Genomic DNA, 16,859 nt, shown 5'->3' on the forward strand with positions numbered 1-16,859 from the left:
TAACCGCAGACTATTTTCCACAGGCAAAAATCGTGGTATACTTGTTTCTATCAAACAAAACCCTCTCCGTCAGCGCTCACGCGCTGCCACCTCTCCCGAAGGGCGAGGTCTTGGCATAATCTCAAAAACGGCCAAAAGCTCCCCCTTTGGGGGAGCTGGCGAGCGAAGCGAGACTGAGAGGGTCAGGAGGACACCATGCAACCCACTCAAAAATATTACGAGGCCGATGCCTACCGCACCGAGGCGGCAGGGCGCATCCTCGCGGCCGAGCCGGACGGCAGCGGCGGCGGAAAGATTGCGCTGGACGGCACGGTCTTTTACCCTGAAGGCGGCGGTCAGCCTGCCGACCGGGGCACCCTGACCCTTCCGGACGGCACAGTGCTGCACGTCACCGACGTCCACGAGCAGGGCGGCGTCATCTGGCACACCACAGATGCCCTGCCCGAAACCGCCGCCCCCGGCACCGCAGTGCAGGAGGCCCTTGACTGGGCCTGGCGGTTCGACAAGATGCAGCAGCACACCGGTGAGCACATCCTCTCCGGCATCCTGCACCAGATGTTCGGGGCCGAGAATGTCGGGTTCCACATCGGCACCGACGCGGTGCGGATGGACACCAGCGTCCCCATCTCCGCCGAGGGCCTGCGGGAGGCCGAACTTGCCGCCAACCGCATCGTCTGGCAGAATGTGCCGGTGTGCATCACCTACCCCACCCGCGAGGAGCTGGCCGCGCTGACCTACCGCAGCAAGAAAGAGATCGAAGGCCAGGTGCGCATCGTGAGCATCCCCGGTGCCGATGTCTGCGCCTGCTGCGGCACCCACACCGCCGCCACCGGCGCGGTGGGCCAGATCAAGATCCTGGCCGCCGAGAACTACAAAGGCGGCGTCCGGCTGAGCATCGTCTGCGGCGAGCGGGCCCTGCTGGCCGCACAGGCCATGCGCCAACGTCAGGCCGACATCGGTGCCCTGCTCAGCGCCAAGCCCAGCGAGACGGCCCACGCCGTCCACCGCGTCTTCGACGAGTACACGGCCCTGAAATTTGCCCACTTCGGGCTTTGCAGCCAGCTCTTTGAGGCGCTGGCCGCACAGACCGCCCCCGGCGAAGACGCCATCCGCATCGTGCCGGGGCTTGACCCGGACGGCCTGCACCGGCTGGCCGTCAAGCTCAGCGAGGCCACCACCGGCCTGTGCGCAGCCCTGACGGCCAATGAAAAGGGCACCGGCTACTGTCTGGCCAGAGCCGACGGCGATGTCCGCGCCCTGACCAAAGCCCTCAATGCCGCCCTGAACGGCCGCGGCGGCGGCAAGCCCGGCATCTGCCAGGGCAGCTGCGCCGCAGCACCCGAACAAGTTGAACGATTTTTGAAGGAGAACCACATATTATGAGAATGCGCTTCAAACCCTACGCCCACGATGAGCTGATGGCCGCCGATTTCCACGTCCACGAGCCCCTGATCTGGGGTGGCCGGTGGCACGCACAGTATGCCCGCCCGGAGCAGCCTTTTGTGCTGGAACTGGGCTGCGGCAAGGGCGGCTTTATCTCCCAGCTGGCCAGCGCCCACCCGGAGAACAACTACCTCGGCATCGATATCACCGACAAAGTCCTCATTCTGGCCAAGCGGAAGATCGAGGCCGCCTATCAGGAGGCGGGCCGCCCCATCGACAACGTCAAGATCATGAGCACCGACATCGAACGCATCAAGGGCGTCCTCACGCCGGAGGATACCGTGAGCCGCATCTACATCAACTTCTGCAACCCGTGGAGCAAGAATGCTTCCTCCAACAAGCACCGCCTCACCTATCCCCGCCAGCTCATCCAGTACCGCGCCTTCCTCGAAGACGGCGGCGAGATCTATTTCAAGACCGACGACGACGATCTGTTCCGCGACAGCCTGGAATACTTCCCCGCTTCCGGCTATGAGATCACCTGGAAGACCTTCGACCTGCACGAGAACGAGCCGGCATGGAACATCCGCACCGAGCACGAGGGGATGTTTACCGAGATGGGCATCAAGATCAAGGCCCTCATCGCCCGGAAGCTGCCCGGCGACGAGACCGTGACCTGGATCGAGCCGAAGGTGCTCAAAAAGATGGCGGCTGCCGAAGCCGCTGCCGCCGAGGCCGCTGCCCACGGGGAGACCGCCGATGCGTGACCCCTGTGAGCTGTGCGTGAACAATGTCCCGGACGAATACGGCACCTGTTATTGTGCACAGGGCGCCGCACTCGACGAGGACGAGATGGCACGGTATCTCTCCCGCAGCACCCGCGCCTGCCCCTTCTTTGAAGCGGGCGATGAATACAGCATCGTCCGGAAACAGAATTAACGGAGGTGTTCCCTTGCTTTCTTTTTTCGTTGATACCACCGTCTGCGGCTTTTCGCTGTATCAGATCTTCGCTTACTTCCTCATCTACTCCTGCCTCGGCTGGTGTCTGGAGGTCATCTACGCCGCCGTCACGACCGGCAATCTGATCAACCGCGGCTTCCTGAACGGCCCGGTCTGCCCCATCTACGGCTTCGGCATGGTCATCGTCCTTTTCGCCCTGACGCCCCTGTCGCACAGCCTGCTCCTGCTCTACCTCGGCGGCGTCCTCCTGCCCAGTGCGCTGGAACTGGTGGGTGGCTGGGCGCTGTACAAGCTCTACCACACCCGCTGGTGGGATTACAGCGACTACCCCTTCAACATCGGCGGCTACATCTGCCTGGAGTTTTCCCTGCTGTGGGGCGTAGGCACCCTCATCGTGATGAAGCTCGTCCACCCCATCATCGCCGATACGGTGGCCCTCATCCCGCCGCTGGTAGGCCTCATCCTGATGTTCCTGCTCTACGCCATCTATGCCGCTGACACCATCGCCACCGCCTTTGCTGCGTCCGACCTGGCCCGCGACCTGGATGCGCTGGAAAAGGTGGCCGACAGTATGCACGCGGTCAGCGACGCCATGACTGAGCTGCTGGGCACCAACGCCATGGCCATGGACCAGAAGATGGACGAGAGCCGTTTGCAGTTCAAGCTGGCGGCCGCCGAGGCCCGCGACAATGCGGCCAAGCTGAACGCCCGCGAGGCAGCCGCTGCCATGCGCGCCAAGGCCGACGAGGCCATGGAGGCCGCGAAGCGGGCCTCGCAGGATGCAAAGCTCAACGCCAGCGAAGCCGCCAATGCCGTCAAGCTGGCGGCCAAAGGCACAGCCGAGCGCACGGCCGAACTGCTCCGGCTGGAGCAGCTGGCCGAGGAGCTGCAGGCCCGCAGCGAGGAGCTTCGCTCTCGCACCCAGCGCGCCACCCCGCACTTCGGCAAGCACCGCATGCTCCGCGCCTTCCCCAAGCTGAAGCACGGTGCGCAGAACCGCTCGCTGGACACGCTGCGGGAACAGCTGAAGCGAAAATGAACCAAAAAAGGAGCGTTCCCCGCAAAAGGGAGCGCTCCTTTTTTCATAGTCCGATTCAGTTCCAGAGGTCTTCCGGGTACAGGCCGTCCTGCGTCTTCTGCGCGATGGCGGCCACGACGGTGGGCTTGTCCTCGCGGTAGGTCACGCCGAACCACTTGTCGCGGCTGTGCAGGATCTTCACGGTCGCCTTGCCCTCGTCGATGAGTTCGCTGATGACCAGCGGCAGGAAATACTCGCACTTGAGCGGGTTCTGTTCCAGATTCTCGGTCAGCCAGCCCGCAAAACGGCGCTCGGCCTCATCGAGGAAGCTCCGGCCGAAGCCCCACAGGTTCATGCTGACGGGGGCGTCCAGCGGCAGGTCGTGCCAGCTCGCGCCGCCGTCCTCGGTGTAGTGGATGCCGCCCTCGTATGTCTCGATGCGGGTGCGCTCGGTGACGCTGTGCAGGGTGCCGTCTGCGTTCGCGACGCAGACGCCGCGGGCAACGCTGCCGTTCTCGGAGACGGTGTTCTTCAGCAGGTAGCTGACCATGCAGTAGTCGTAGACCGTGCCGTCCGCGTGGGTGGACAGGTAATCGTAGATGACCTGGAACGCCTCCGGGCCGTAGTAGTCATCTGCATTGATGACCGCGAACGGGCCGTCGATGAGGTCTTTTGCCGCCAGGACCGCGTGGCAGGTGCCCCAGGGCTTGACGCGGCCCTCCGGGATGGAGAAGCCTGCGGGCAGCTCATCCAGCTGCTGGAATGCGTATTTCACGTTCATCACTTTGGCCACGCGGTCGCCGATGGCCTTTTTGAAGGTCTCCTCGATCTCGTGCTTGATGACGAAGATCACGGTCTCAAAGCCTGCACGGCGGGCATCGTAGAGGGAATAATCCACGATGACCTGCCCGTTGGGGCCTACCGGGTCGATCTGCTTCATGCCGCCGTAACGGCTGCCCATGCCAGCCGCCATGACCACCAATACCGGTTTGTTCATGTTCTGATACCTCCTGCGCAGTGCGCGTTTTCTGCCTTTATTATACTCCAAACGGCAGGCGTCAACAAGTGCCGTTCTGCATCGTGCGGGAACCCATGGATTCTGCCTCCCTGATGTGTTAAAATAGGGGCAGATCAGATCACGAATCGGAAGGGAGTTTTGTTCATGTACACTGCATCCTCCGCCCGCTATTCCACCCTGCCCTACCACCGCTGCGGCCAGAGCGGCCTGCTGCTGCCCGCCGTGTCGCTGGGGTTCTGGCACAACTTCGGCGATACCGCCCATTTTGAGACCATGAAGCAGCTCTGCTTCACGGCGTTCGACCACGGCATCACCCACTTTGACCTTGCCAACAACTACGGCCCCGCACCCGGCAGCGCCGAAAAAAATCTGGGCCGCATCCTGAAGGAGAACTTCCGCCCCTACCGCGATGAGCTCATCATCAGCACCAAGGCCGGCTATGAGATGTGGGACGGCCCCTACGGCAACTGGGGCAGCCGGAAGTATCTGCTGGCCAGCCTGGACCAGAGCCTGGAGCGGCTGGGGCTGGACTATGTGGACATTTTCTACCACCACCGCATGGACCCCAACACCCCGCTGGAAGAGACCATGGGTGCGCTGGAACAGGCCGTGCGCAGCGGCAAGGCACTGTATGCGGGCCTGTCGAACTACGACGGCCCCACGCTGGAAAAGGCCTGCGCCATTCTCACCGAGCGGCACGTGCCCTTCGTCCTCAACCAGAACCGCTACTCCATCTTTGACCGCACCATCGAGAAGAACGGCCTGAAGGAGACGGCCAACCGTCTGGGCAAGGGCATCATCGCGTTCAGCCCGCTGGCACAAGGCCTGCTGACCGACCGCTACCTGCACGGCATCCCCGAAGACAGCCGCATCCGCACCGACGGCCGCTTCCTGAAGGAATCCACCCTCACCGAGGAAAAGCTGGAGCAGATCCGTGCCCTGAACGCCATCGCCGCCGCCCGCGGCCAGACGCTGGCCGAAATGGCACTGGCCTGGATCCTGAAGGACGGCCAGGTCACGAGTGTGCTCATCGGCGCATCCCGCCCGGAGCAGATCTTAGACGATCTCAAGGCGCTGGACAACACCGCCTTCACCCCCGACGAGCTGCGCGCCATCGACGCAGCTTCGGGCTTCTGAGAAAGGACAAGTCCTATGAACAAGAAAACAGTCTGGATCACCGGCGCTTCTTCCGGCATCGGGCAGGAATTCGCCCGCCAGTACGCGCGGCTGGGCTTCCGGCTCATCCTGACGGCCCGCCGGAAAGACCGGCTGGACGCTCTGGCCGAAGAGCTGCAAAACCGCTATCATGTGCCCTGCCGCGTCCTCCCCGCCGACCTGGAACGCGACGTTGACTGCGAGGCCCTGTGCACCGTACTGGCCGCCGAGCGCATCGACCTTTTCATCAACAACGCGGGCTTCGGCACCTGCGGCTGCTTCCTCGACACCGACCCGGAAAAGGAGCTTTCCATGCTGCGGGTCAACGTTCTCGCCATGCACCGGCTGTTCAAGTTCGTGCTCAAGAAGATGGACCGGCAGGGTTCCGGCACCATCCTGAACGTGGCCTCCTCGGCGGGCCTGCTCCCGGCCGGGCCGTTCATGGCGGGTTACTACGCTTCCAAGGCCTATGTGGTCAGCCTGACGCGGGGCGTGGCCGAGGAGCTGCGGGAGCAGCACAGCCCGGTCTACGTCTGCGCGCTCTGCCCCGGCCCGGTGAACACCGAGTTCAACGACCGCGCTGACGTCGTCTTCGCGCTCAAGGGCATCTCGCCGGAGCTCTGCGTGGAGGAAGCCATGCGCGGGATGCTCCGCCGCAAGACCATCATCGTGCCCTCGGCCCTGATGCGGGCCGCCACCACGGCCCAGAAGCTCGTGCCTGCACCGCTTCTCATGCCCATCCTCGCCCGGCAGCAAAAGCGGAAGCTGGGCCGGTGATTGACTTTTGTCCGCCGACACGATACACTAACGTCAGACACGCACCGCCTTCCGCATGGTTTGGACGGCGGTGGAACATCATGCTATTGCAGGAGGAATTTTTCCATGAAGATCGCACTCATCAACGAAAACAGCCAGGCTGCCAAGAACGGCCTCATCGAAGCAGCGCTGAAGAAGGTCGTGGAGCCCATGGGCCACGAGGTGGTCAACTACGGCATGTATGCCGCCGACGACAAGGCACAGCTGACCTATGTGCAGTGCGGCATCCTGGCCGCCATCCTGCTGAACAGCGGCGCAGCCGACTATGTCATCACCGGCTGCGGCACCGGCGAGGGTGCCATGCTGGCGCTGAACAGCTTCCCCGGCGTCATCTGCGGCCATGTGGAAGATCCCGTGGATGCCTACACCTTTGCCCATGTCAACGATGGCAACGCCGTGGCCATGCCGTTCGCCAAGGGCTTCGGCTGGGGCGGTGAGCTCAACCTCGAATACTGCTTCGAGAAGCTGTTCGGCTTCGGCCACGGCCAGGGCTATCCCAAGGAGCGTGTGGAACCGGAACAGCGCAACAAGAAGATCCTGGACGGCGTCCGCGCCGCCACCTTCAAGCCTCTCATCGAGTGCCTGCAGAGCATCGACCAGGACCTGCTGAAGGGTGCCGTGGCCGGTGAGAAGTTCAGCGAGCTCTTCTTTGCTTCCTGCAAGGACGACGCGCTGGCTGCCTACATCAAGACCCTGCTGTAATTTTTGCCAAGGAGACGCACGATGAGCGCTTTGTATCACTTCAACGCAGCCGCTTCGGAGGTCCTGGAGCTGTTTCTGGAATCCGCCGTGCCCATGATCGCCGGGCTGGCGGAGGTCATCGGCCTGTTCATCATCGTCACGAGTCTGGTGCGGGCGACCTACCATTACATCCGTGCCTTCTTCTTCCACGACCGGTACGATTTCCACCACGAGATGAGCAGCGGCCTGACCACCGCGCTGGAATTTCTGATGTCGGCCGAGATCGCCAAGACCTTTCTGCTGCAAAACCTCGAATCCGTGGTGCCGCTGGCGGCCACGTTCGCGCTGCGGGCTTTGATGAGCCTGCTGCTGCACGTCGAGATGCGGGGCCAGCATAAGGCGGAGGAATGACCCACCCGCCGCCGGGCCGCGGCTTCGTCCAAACTTTTCCGGTCCATTTCCCACCCGGATTGTGAAAAACGTAAAAAATACGGTCTGGCACTTGACACTTTGACCAAAACGCTCTATACTCGTGCCATCGAAAGCAAAGGCGCTGACGGAAGCAATTCCGCCAGCGCTTTTTGTGTTTTCGGCAGAAGTTCGGACTTCTGTGCTTCCGGGGGAAGATCGAGGGCCTCCGGAGGGGAAGATCCGCGTTGCTGCGCAGATAGAGGGGCGCAGCAGCCGGAGTACGCAAGGCCGGTTCTGGTGGCCGGCCGCACAACAAATGGGGAGGTATCCAGTTATGTTCCGTTCCGTAGACACCTGCTGGGTGTTGGTGGCCGCGTTCCTGGTCTACTTCATGCAGGCGGGCTTCGCGCTGTGTGAGGCAGGTTTTACCCGTGCCAAAAACACCGGCAACATCCTCATGAAAAACATGATGGATTTCTGCATCGGCACCCCGTGCTACTGGCTCATCGGCTTCGGGCTGATGTTCGGCGGCACCAGCGCTCTCATCGGCGGGTTCGACCCGTTCATCCAGGGCGATTATTCCCATCTGGGGCTTGACATCCCGCTGTGGGTGTACATCGTGTTCCAGACCGTGTTCTGCGCCACGGCAGCCACCATCGTGTCCGGCTCCATGGCCGAGCGCACCAACTTCAAAGCCTACTGCGTCTACTCCGCCGCCATTTCGCTGGTGGTGTACCCCATCTGCGGCCACTGGATGTGGGGCGGCGGCTGGCTGCAGAGCATGGGCTTCCATGACTTTGCCGGTTCCGCAGCTGTTCATAACGTGGGCGGCGTCATCGCTCTGCTGGGCGCTGCGATGCTTGGCCCCCGCATCGGCAAGTACGACAAGAACGGCAACCCCCACGCCATCCCCGGCCACAACCTGACTGCCGGTGCGCTGGGCGTCTTCATCCTGTGGTTCTGCTGGTTCGGTTTCAACGGCGGCTCTTCCCTGAGCCTGGCCACCGATGAGGCCATGACCCTGACCGGTCTGGTCTGCTTCAACACCAACCTGGCCGCTGCTGTGGCCACCTGCGTGACCATGATCTTCACCTGGCTGCGGTACGGCAAGCCCGATGTCTCCATGACCCTGAACGGTTCGCTGGCCGGTCTGGTGGCCATCACGGCAGGCTGCGACGCTGTTTCTCCGTTCGGTGCCTTCATCATCGGCTTTGTGGCCGGTCTCCTGGTGGTCCTGAGCGTTGAGTTCTTTGATAAGATTGCCAGGATCGACGACCCCGTCGGCGCTGTCTCCGTCCACTTTGCAAACGGCGTCTGGGGCACCATCGCAGTCGGCCTGTTCTCCAACGGCGGCGACGGCGTGGGCAAGGGCCTGTTCTACGGCGGCGGCCTGAGCCAGCTGGGCATCCAGCTGCTGGGCCTCATCACGGTCGATGTCTATGTCGTTGTCGTGATGTTCCTCATCTTCAAGATCATCGACAAGACCATCGGCCTGCGCGTCCCCGCTGAGGTGGAGATCGACGGCCTGGACATCCACGAGCACGGTCTGGCTTCTGCCTACGCTGGCTTCTCCATCTCCGACGCCAACGCAGCCGCCATGACCCCCAACGAAAACACCGACCTCGGCGAGGACGACCCCGTCAAGGCTTCCGCAACGCAGATGTCTGCTGCGGTGCCGGTGGTGCGTGAGCCCGCCGTCATCCACGACGGCATCTACGACACCGGGATGCACAAGGTCTCCATCATTGCAAAGCTGTCCAAGTTCGACCAGCTGAAGACCGCTCTGAACGATCTGGGCGTCACCGGCATGACCGTGACCCAGGTGATGGGCTGCGGCATCCAGAAAGGCACCAGCGAGAAATACCGCGGCGTCCCTGTGGATTCCACCCTGCTGCCCAAGATCAAGGTCGAGGTCATCGTGTCCAAGATCTCGGTCGATGCCGTGGTCGAAGCCGCCAAGAAGGCTCTTTACACCGGCCACATCGGCGACGGCAAGATCTTTGTTTACAACGTGACCCGCGTGGTCAAGATCCGCACCGGCGAGGAAGACTTCGCCGCCCTGCAGGATGTGGAGTAAGTTCCACGATCTCTTTTCTCCGCTGTCCCCGCTTTTTGAAAGCGTGTGATAGATATTTTTCTCCTTTTCCTTTTTTCTGATCCAAACAGCAAAAACGATCCCCGGTTCCTTCCGCACAAGGGAGCCGGGGACCGTTTTCGTCTGCGCCGCTTTTTGGGTTGACAACCCCGCCCCGCTGTGTTATGTTGGAGCGGTCTCGAAACACATCATGGACCGGACGTCAACAATACAGGAGTTTTCTTCTATGAACAATTTTGATACGTTCCAGCGCGAAGCCAAAGCTGCCCTCCGGGTGGCGCTGCAATGGTTTTTTCTGGCGGTCCCCACGGGCCTGGTCTGCGGGCTGGTGGGCACCCTGTTCCACCTTTCCGTCGAGTACGTCACCGAGCTGCGGGCCGCACAGCCCTGGCTGCTCTTCCTGCTGCCCGCAGCGGGCCTGCTCATCACCGCACTGTACAAGATAACGAAGTGCGAGGGCGTGGGCACCAACAATGTCATCCGCGCCGTGCAGAGCGGCGAACCGGTCAGCATCCTGCTGGTCCCGGCCATCTTCCTGGGCACCGTGCTCACTCACCTGTGCGGCGGCTCGGCCGGCCGCGAGGGTGCCGCGCTGCAGATGGGCGGCAGCATCGGCTGGAACCTCGGCACCCTGCTGCACCTCAAAGACTACGACCGCCGCACTGCCACCATCAGTGGCATGGCCGCGTTCTTCTCGGCCCTGTTCGGCACCCCGCTGGCCGCGGCCCTCTTTGCCATGACCATCGAGGATGTGGGCCTGACCTTCACCTCGGCTTTTGTCCCGGCCTTCACCTCGGCCCTCATCGCCTACGGCTGCTCGCTGACCTTCGGCATCGCGCCCACCCGCTTTGCGCTCACCGCACCGGAACTGACGGTTTGGAACGCTTTCCTCATCATCCTGCTGGGCGTGGCCTGCGCGGCCGTCTCCCGGCTCTTCTGCGGCACGCTCCACTTCATGGAGCACACCGTGCCCAAGCGCATCCCGAACCCCTGGGTGCGGGTCCTGGCCGGCAGTGTGCTGGTCATCGGCTTCTCGTATTTCTTCGGCGTGGGGCGCTACAACGGTGCCGGCATGAACATCATCACCGCTGCCGTGGAGCAAGGCCAGGCCCTGCCCTGGGATTTTCTGTGCAAGATCTTCCTCACCGCGCTGACCCTCTCCTGCGGGTTCAAGGGCGGCGAAGTCGTGCCCAGCTTCTTTGTGGGTGCCACCTTCGGCTGCGCATTCGGCCCGCTGCTGGGCCTGCCCGCCGGGTTCGCGGCCGCCGTGGGCCTCGTGTCCGTCTTCTGCGGTGCCACCAACGCCCTCATCCCCTCCATCCTGCTGGGCTTTGAGCTGTTCGGCGGGGCCGGGCTGGAGCTCATCGCGCTGGGCTGCGGCATCTGCTACATGCTCTCCGGCCACCACGGTCTTTACAGCAGCCAGACCTTCGTCACCAACAAGCTGCGCGCGGAGTATATGTCCCATAAGTGGCGTGTACGAGTGAAAAAAGGGGAAGAATGAGCTTCCAGCCCTTGATTTTTCCCGAACGTCGTGCTACAATCAGCATAGTTTCATCCTGTTGAAAACGATGATGCGGACAAACCGAAGTCCCGACCCCTGCGTTGCAGAGAAGGCCGCCGCTCTGTTCAGAGTGTGCTGCAAGCGGCCCAGCGCACCCGGAGCTTCTACCACCGCAGAGTGCAGAGGCGAACCTCTGTCGGGTGCGCCCGTTACAGCACAGCGAGTGGTGCGGCCTGACCGCACAATTCGGGTGGAACCGTGGAACGCTTCTGGATCTTTCAGGCGCTTCATCCCGTGTATTGTTGCGGGGTGAAGCGCTTTTTGTTTTTCATTCTTTTCAGGTTCAAAAGGAGATTCATTATGAAGATCATTTACAAGGACGGCCATGTGGACGAGTGCCCGCAGGACCAAGAACTGCATGTCATCCGCCATACCGCTGCGCATGTGATGGCACAGGCCATCAAGCGCCTGTATCCGGAGGCTGACTTCGCCTTCGGCCCTGCTACCGAGAACGGCTTCTACTACGATGTCGATCTGGGCGACACCAAGCTCACCGACGAAGATCTGGCCAGCATCGAAAAAGAGATGCACAAGATCACCAAGGAAAATCTCGCCATCAAGCCCTTCATCCTGCCCCGCGCCGAGGCCGTGAAGCTGATGGAAGAGCGCCACGAGAACTACAAGATCGAGCACATGGCCGATCTGGCTGATGAGACCGAGTTCAGCTTCTTCCAGCAGGGCGAGTACGTGGATATGTGCATCGGACCCCACCTGACCTACACCAAGGCACTGAAGGCCTTCAAGATCACCCAGCAGTCCGGCGCATACTGGAAAAACGACAAAGAGAACAAGATGCTGACCCGCATCAACGGCGTGGCCTTCCACAACCAGGAAGAACTGGACGCCTGGGAGAAGGAGCAGCAGGAGGCCCGCGAGCGCGATCACCGCAAGATCGGCAAGGAGATGGGCCTGTTCATGACCGACGACCTGGTGGGCCGCGGCCTGCCCATGTTCCTGCCCGCAGGCTACACCGTCTGGCAGGAGCTGGAGAACTATATCAAGGCCAAGGAGCGCGCACGCGGCTATCTGCACGTCATGACGCCCTGCATCGGCACCGTGAACCTCTACAAGACCTCCGGCCACTGGGACCACTACCGTGAGAACATGTTCCCCGCCATGGAGATGGAGGGCGAGAGCTACGTTCTGCGCCCGATGAACTGCCCCCACCACATGATGATCTACGCAAATCATCCCCACTCCTACCGTGACCTGCCCATGCGCATTGGCGAGATCGCCCACGATTTCCGTTACGAGTCCTCCGGCACCCTGAAGGGCATTGAGCGCGGCCGTCACTTCTGCCAGAACGACGCCCACCTGTTCTGCACTCCGGAGCAGATCAAGAGCGAGGTCGCCGATGTCTGCAACCTGATCTTCGAGACCTACAAGGACTTCAACATCACCGATTATCGCTGCGTTCTGTCCCTGCGTGACCCCGCCGACAAGAAGAAGTACCACGACGACGACGCCATGTGGAACCACGCCGAGAACGCTCTGCGTGAGGTTCTGACCGAGCTGGGCATCCACTTCACCGAGGAGATCGGTGAGGCTGCCTTCTACGGCCCGAAGCTGGACGTCAATGTCAAGCCCGCTGTTGGTGCAGAGTACACCCTCTCCACCTGCCAGCTGGACTTCTGCCTGCCCGCCAAGTTCCACCTGACCTATGTGGACAAGGACGGCACCGAGAAGACCCCCGTCGTGCTGCACCGCGCCATCCTGGGTTCTCTGGACCGCTTCATGGCCTACCTGATCGAGGAGACCAAGGGCAAGTTCCCCACCTGGCTGGCCCCTGTGCAGGTCAAGGTCCTGCCCGTCTCCGAGAAGACCCTCGACTACGCCGAGGCCGTCACCGAGAAGCTGGTCGAGGCCGGTATCCGCGTGGCACTGGACGACGACAACCAGAAGATCGGCTACAAGATCCGCGCTGCCCAGCAGGTGGACCGTGTGCCGTATATGCTGGTCCTGGGTGCCAAGGAGGCCGAGGCCGGCAACATCTCCGTCCGTGACCGCAAGGGCGAGACCACCACGATGGATCTCGACGCCTTCATCGCCAAGGTGACCGACGAGATCAAAAACCGCACCTACAATGCCTGAGTTCTGAACAAAACCTATAAAGGGAGACCGCTTCTAGCCGGAGGCGGGCTCCCTTTTTGTTTCGAAGTTATTCTTTTTTCGTGCATTGTATTGCATTTTTCGTGCAAAGCACTATAATAATGGTGAAGGAGATGATTTGTATGGCAACAACTAATATCAGCATTCGGATGGACTCCGACTTGAAAGCACAGGCCGATGCCCTGTTCTCGGAGCTCGGCATGAACCTTTCGACGGCATTCAACATCTTCGTCCGGCAGTCCCTGCGGGATGGCGGCATTCCCTTTGAAATCAAAATGGATCAACCCAACAAAGAGACCATGGCCGCCATGCTGGAGGCAGAAAGGATTGCAAAGGACCCGAACGTAAAACATTATTCTGATGTAGAAGAGGCTCTTCGGGAGTTGAAGCGATGAACCGCGATATCGTCTGGACGAACCAATTCAAGAAGGACTACAAACTTGCTCTATAGCAGTTTGCGTTTTTAATGCACAAGCAACATCCGCAAACTGCATATCGCAAAGATGCCGTTTTGATTGGCACTATTTTTGAAAATTGCGATAAAACGGCATCTCGACGTTGATCTTCTGGATAATATCATCCGCACCTTATCGCGTGGAGAACCGCTCCCGGAGAAAAACAGAGACCATGCTTTGACTGGCGATTGGATCGGCCATCGTGAATGTCACATCCAGCCAGACTGGCTGCTCATCTACCGCATCGAAGACGATGTGCTCGTTTTGACTTTGGCTCGTACCGGCAGCCACAGCGATTTATTCAACAAATAATGCGAAACGAACAGCGCCGCTTTCCCATGACCGGGAGAGCGGCGCTGTTGTACTTCGAAATTAGGACATCGTTTTGGTCTTCTCGTCAATCAGCGAGAAAACCTTATCATAACCGCAACCTCTAAGTCGTGCTCTTTGCAATACGTTTCAAAATATTTTTTGTATTCCGACATTCTCTCACCGCCGGTTTCCAATCGTACGAAAAATGCCCCTACTAAAGTCATTTTTGAGCTTTCAGCAGAGGCATCATGTTTACAATTTGTTACTTCAGCAGATTGTTATCCGTAAAGTAGTCGATCCGCATGGACTTGCGGACATCGGCGAGGGTGGCGGCGGCGGTCTGTTCGGCCACGGCGCTGCCCTCCTTCAGGATCTCCACGACTTCCGGCAGGCGCTGCTCCCACTCCTTGCGGCGGGTGCGAATAGGCTCCAGTTCGGCCTGCATGACGGCGTTCAGGAACTTCTTGATCTTCACATCGCCCAAACCGCCACGCTGATAATGCGCCTTGAGCTCGTCGAGATTCTGGTACTCCGGCAGGAACTCGGCGAAGTGCTCCGGTCGGCTGAACGCATCCAGATAGGTGAAGACAGGGTTGCCCTCCACCTTGCCGGGGTCCTGCACCCGCAGGTGGCCGGGGTCGGTGTACATGGACATGATCTTCTTCTTGATGTCCTCCGGTTCATCGGACAGGTAGATGCAGTTGCCCAGAGACTTGCTCATCTTGGCCTTGCCGTCAATGCCCGGCAGGCGCAGACAGGCGTGGTTGGACGGCAGCAGGATCTCCGGCTCGGTCAGCGTCTCGCCGTAGACGACGTTGAACTTGTGGACGATCTCGCGGCACTGCTCCAGCATGGGCATCTGGTCCTCACCCGCCGGGACGGTGGTGGCGCGGAAGGCGGTGATGTCGGCTGCCTGGCTGATGGGATAGGTGAAGAAGCCGACCGGGATGCTGGTCTCAAAGTTCTTCTGCTGGATCTCGGCCTTGACGGTGGGGTTGCGCTGCAGGCGGGACACCGTGACAAGGTTCATATAATAGAAGCTCAGCTCGGTCAGTTCCGGCACCATGGACTGGATAAAGATGTGGGCCTTGGCGGGGTCGATGCCCACGGCCAGGTAGTCCAGCGCCACCTGCAGGATGTTCTGGCGCACCTTCTCCGGGTTGTCGGCGTTGTCGGTCAGCGCCTGCGCATCGGCGATCATGATGTAGATCTCATCGAACTTGCCGGAATTCTGCAGGCGGACGCGCTCTTTCAGGGAGCCAACGTAGTGGCCCACATGCAGGCGGCCTGTGGGGCGGTCGCCGGTCAAAATGATCTGTTTCATAACTAGTCTCCTTCTTTTTCAGGCCCGCCTTTGTACAACCTCTCCGTCAATGCTTCGCATTGCCACCTCCCCTGGTAGGGGAGGCTCTGGCGTATCCAGATCGTTCCCGGTTTTGCCAAGGGCATCCCTGTCCGGGGAGCTGGACGCCGCAGGCAGCCTGAGCGGTTCATCTTTTTATAAGTATATCCCCTGTGCATTTTTCTGTCAACAAAAGGGTCAAAACAAAAAGAAAAAGCGATGGAAAACTTCCATCGCTTTGCTGGCGCCTCTTGCCTGACTCGAACAGGCGACACCCTGATTAACAGTCAGGTGCTCTAACCGACTGAGCTAAAGAGGCATCTATATAAAACGGCGTAGAGCCGTTTTACTACTATAAAATGGTGACCCGTACCGGAATCGAACCGATGTTAAAGGCGTGAGAGGCCTCTGTCTTAACCGCTTGACCAACGGGCCATACGTCCATTTTGCATCGGGTGTTCGCTCCCGACTCGATTATTTTAGCACAGCAGCCGCTCTTTGTCAACAGGAAATTTCAAGTTTTTTCAAAAAATCAGAAAAACCTCCGGGCGCCCGTTTTCACGACCCCCAGCAGCACATCCAGATACAGCCCGACGACGCTTTCCACCTCGCCCATCTCCATGCTCTGGCGCTGGGGCAGACCGGCCAGCCGCCCGCTGTACAGACACTTGAGCTGGGGCATGGCCACGTAATCGTTGGGGCGCATGAGGGTGCTGTGCCGGGGCAGGTCCAGCGAGCCGCTCTTCTGCAGCACCTCACTGACGAACTGGGAGCAGAAATAGTGGCGGCGGCGGTTCCAGCGGATGTGCAGCGCGCAGAGCAGCAGCCCCACCGAGTTGAAGCGGTAAAGCTCGCCGTGGTTCATCATGTGGTCGGCGCGGCGCTTGGCGCGGGCATAGGCCTCATCCGTCACCTCCAGCGCATAGAGCGCACAGGGGATATTCTCCCGCAGCCGGAAGACGCCCCGGTTGAGGTATTCCCGGCTGGGCCCCGCCGGGAACATGGTGTAGCCGTTTTTCCGGGTGGAGCTGTACAGGGTGGTCAGGTCCTCATCAAAGGCAAGGGAGATATGGGTATACTCCGCCCCGGTCAGTGCGTACACCAGATTCGAAACCAGCGTTCCCGAACGGGTCAGAAAGATATAAAGCGTTTTCATGGATGTACCGGTTCTCCCCCAAAATTCCAGACTGTGGATGTGTTGATTTTACGTTGTTTTTACAGTATAACATAAACTAAGTTCCTTTGCCAGTGAAAAACGCGAAAAATCGGCGAAAATTTTTCTTCCACCGTTTGGAGGAGCCTTTCTGTCTGGAATACGGTTCCGCGTTTGATTTTATTGCATTTACCGGCGCACTTTCCGGCGGCAGCCCTGCCGCCCGGCCGCCTCCATTTGTTAAAGTTTTATCAAAATTTCGTTTTTGGAAAAATCTCTTTATTTTCTTTACCGGGAAGGGACTGTTTTTTCATGAAATGTCTGCAATTCCATCCGATTCTTAATGAAATTTGTTGTTTCTAACCGAAGGATTTGTCCTATTTGGTT

General features: G+C 60.2%; 17 protein-coding genes and 2 tRNA genes. 14 read left to right on the forward strand and 5 right to left on the reverse strand.

All coding sequences use genetic code 11. The features are described from left to right. Positions 1–195: 195 nt before the first annotated feature. From J3350_RS11845 to J3350_RS11860, 4 genes are read left to right on the forward strand one after another with little or no spacing between them, the layout of a single operon-like run. Positions 196–1,383, forward strand: a complete 1,188-nt coding sequence (locus tag J3350_RS11845; RefSeq protein ID WP_207686760.1) for an alanyl-tRNA editing protein — start codon at positions 196–198, stop codon at positions 1,381–1,383. Next, the gene (trmB, locus tag J3350_RS11850; RefSeq protein WP_118554236.1) at positions 1,380–2,150 is read left to right on the forward strand and encodes a tRNA (guanosine(46)-N7)-methyltransferase TrmB; all 771 of its coding nucleotides are present in this window, start codon (positions 1,380–1,382) and stop codon (positions 2,148–2,150) included. Before J3350_RS11845 ends, trmB begins: the two co-directional genes overlap by 4 nt. After that, positions 2,143–2,322 (forward strand): DUF6472 family protein, encoded by a 180-nt coding sequence (locus J3350_RS11855; RefSeq protein WP_097793023.1) that lies wholly within the window; start codon positions 2,143–2,145, stop codon positions 2,320–2,322. The genes trmB and J3350_RS11855 overlap by 8 nt, the downstream gene beginning before the upstream one ends. Before the next feature lie 13 nt (positions 2,323–2,335). Continuing rightward, positions 2,336–3,382, forward strand: a complete 1,047-nt coding sequence (locus J3350_RS11860) for a putative ABC transporter permease (protein ID WP_207686761.1) — start codon at positions 2,336–2,338, stop codon at positions 3,380–3,382. A gap of 55 nt (positions 3,383–3,437) precedes the next feature. On the opposite strand, the gene J3350_RS11865 is transcribed toward J3350_RS11860, so the two are convergent. Next, positions 3,438–4,358 carry a sugar phosphate nucleotidyltransferase gene (locus J3350_RS11865; protein WP_097793025.1) on the reverse strand — a complete coding sequence of 307 codons (921 nt, stop codon included), beginning with the start codon at positions 4,356–4,358 and terminating at the stop codon, positions 3,438–3,440. Positions 4,359–4,523: 165 nt separating this feature from the next. Here J3350_RS11865 and J3350_RS11870 point away from each other — a divergent pair, with 165 nt between their 5' ends. The 9 genes from J3350_RS11870 (at position 4,524) to J3350_RS11910 (ending at position 13,977) form a co-directional block, all read left to right on the forward strand. Next, complete coding sequence (locus J3350_RS11870; protein WP_097793026.1) at positions 4,524–5,516, forward strand: aldo/keto reductase; 993 nt, start codon at positions 4,524–4,526, stop codon at positions 5,514–5,516. 15 nt (positions 5,517–5,531) lie between these two features. Further along, complete coding sequence (locus J3350_RS11875; protein ID WP_097793027.1) at positions 5,532–6,311, forward strand: SDR family oxidoreductase; 780 nt, start codon at positions 5,532–5,534, stop codon at positions 6,309–6,311. Positions 6,312–6,416: 105 nt separating this feature from the next. Then, positions 6,417–7,052: an RpiB/LacA/LacB family sugar-phosphate isomerase gene (locus tag J3350_RS11880; protein WP_097793028.1), complete on the forward strand. Its 636-nt coding sequence runs from the start codon at positions 6,417–6,419 to the stop codon at positions 7,050–7,052. Positions 7,053–7,073: 21 nt separating this feature from the next. Beyond that, on the forward strand, positions 7,074–7,442 hold the full coding sequence (locus J3350_RS11885; protein WP_207686762.1) for a DUF1622 domain-containing protein: 369 nt from the start codon (positions 7,074–7,076) through the stop codon (positions 7,440–7,442). 334 nt (positions 7,443–7,776) lie between these two features. Then, entirely contained in the window at positions 7,777–9,519 is a 1,743-nt protein-coding gene (locus J3350_RS11890) for an ammonium transporter (RefSeq protein WP_207686763.1), read from the forward strand. Between the two features lie 244 nt (positions 9,520–9,763). Then, positions 9,764–11,041 carry a chloride channel protein gene (locus J3350_RS11895; RefSeq protein ID WP_207686764.1) on the forward strand — a complete coding sequence of 426 codons (1,278 nt, stop codon included), beginning with the start codon at positions 9,764–9,766 and terminating at the stop codon, positions 11,039–11,041. Positions 11,042–11,401: 360 nt separating this feature from the next. Beyond that, positions 11,402–13,192, forward strand: coding sequence for a threonine--tRNA ligase (thrS, locus tag J3350_RS11900; protein WP_097793032.1), 1,791 nt, complete (start codon positions 11,402–11,404; stop codon positions 13,190–13,192). Positions 13,193–13,332: 140 nt separating this feature from the next. Continuing rightward, positions 13,333–13,605 (forward strand): type II toxin-antitoxin system RelB/DinJ family antitoxin, encoded by a 273-nt coding sequence (locus J3350_RS11905; RefSeq protein ID WP_097793033.1) that lies wholly within the window; start codon positions 13,333–13,335, stop codon positions 13,603–13,605. A 120-nt stretch (positions 13,606–13,725) separates the two neighbouring features. Continuing rightward, complete coding sequence (locus J3350_RS11910; RefSeq protein WP_207686765.1) at positions 13,726–13,977, forward strand: type II toxin-antitoxin system YafQ family toxin; 252 nt, start codon at positions 13,726–13,728, stop codon at positions 13,975–13,977. 262 nt (positions 13,978–14,239) lie between these two features. On the opposite strand, the gene trpS is transcribed toward J3350_RS11910, so the two are convergent. The 4 genes from trpS to J3350_RS11930 all read right to left on the reverse strand — a co-directional run bounded on the left by trpS (position 14,240) and on the right by J3350_RS11930 (position 16,475). After that, a complete protein-coding gene (gene trpS, locus J3350_RS11915; protein ID WP_207686766.1) occupies positions 14,240–15,301 on the reverse strand; it encodes a tryptophan--tRNA ligase in 1,062 nt (353 codons plus the stop codon). 260 nt (positions 15,302–15,561) lie between these two features. Then, positions 15,562–15,638: transfer RNA gene (locus J3350_RS11920), tRNA-Asn, on the reverse strand. Positions 15,639–15,679: 41 nt separating this feature from the next. After that, positions 15,680–15,754, reverse strand: a tRNA-Glu gene (locus tag J3350_RS11925). Positions 15,755–15,851: 97 nt separating this feature from the next. Further along, positions 15,852–16,475, reverse strand: coding sequence for a hypothetical protein (locus J3350_RS11930; protein WP_207686767.1), 624 nt, complete (start codon positions 16,473–16,475; stop codon positions 15,852–15,854). Positions 16,476–16,567: 92 nt separating this feature from the next. Between J3350_RS11930 and J3350_RS11935 the strand changes: the two genes are divergently transcribed. Next, a complete protein-coding gene (locus J3350_RS11935) occupies positions 16,568–16,816 on the forward strand; it encodes a hypothetical protein (protein ID WP_207686768.1) in 249 nt (82 codons plus the stop codon). The last annotated feature ends 43 nt before the right edge of the window (positions 16,817–16,859 follow it).

It is taken from the genome of Faecalibacterium sp. Marseille-Q3530, from assembly GCF_017377625.1.
GTDB classification, from domain to species: Bacteria; Bacillota; Clostridia; order Oscillospirales; family Ruminococcaceae; genus Faecalibacterium; species Faecalibacterium prausnitzii_E.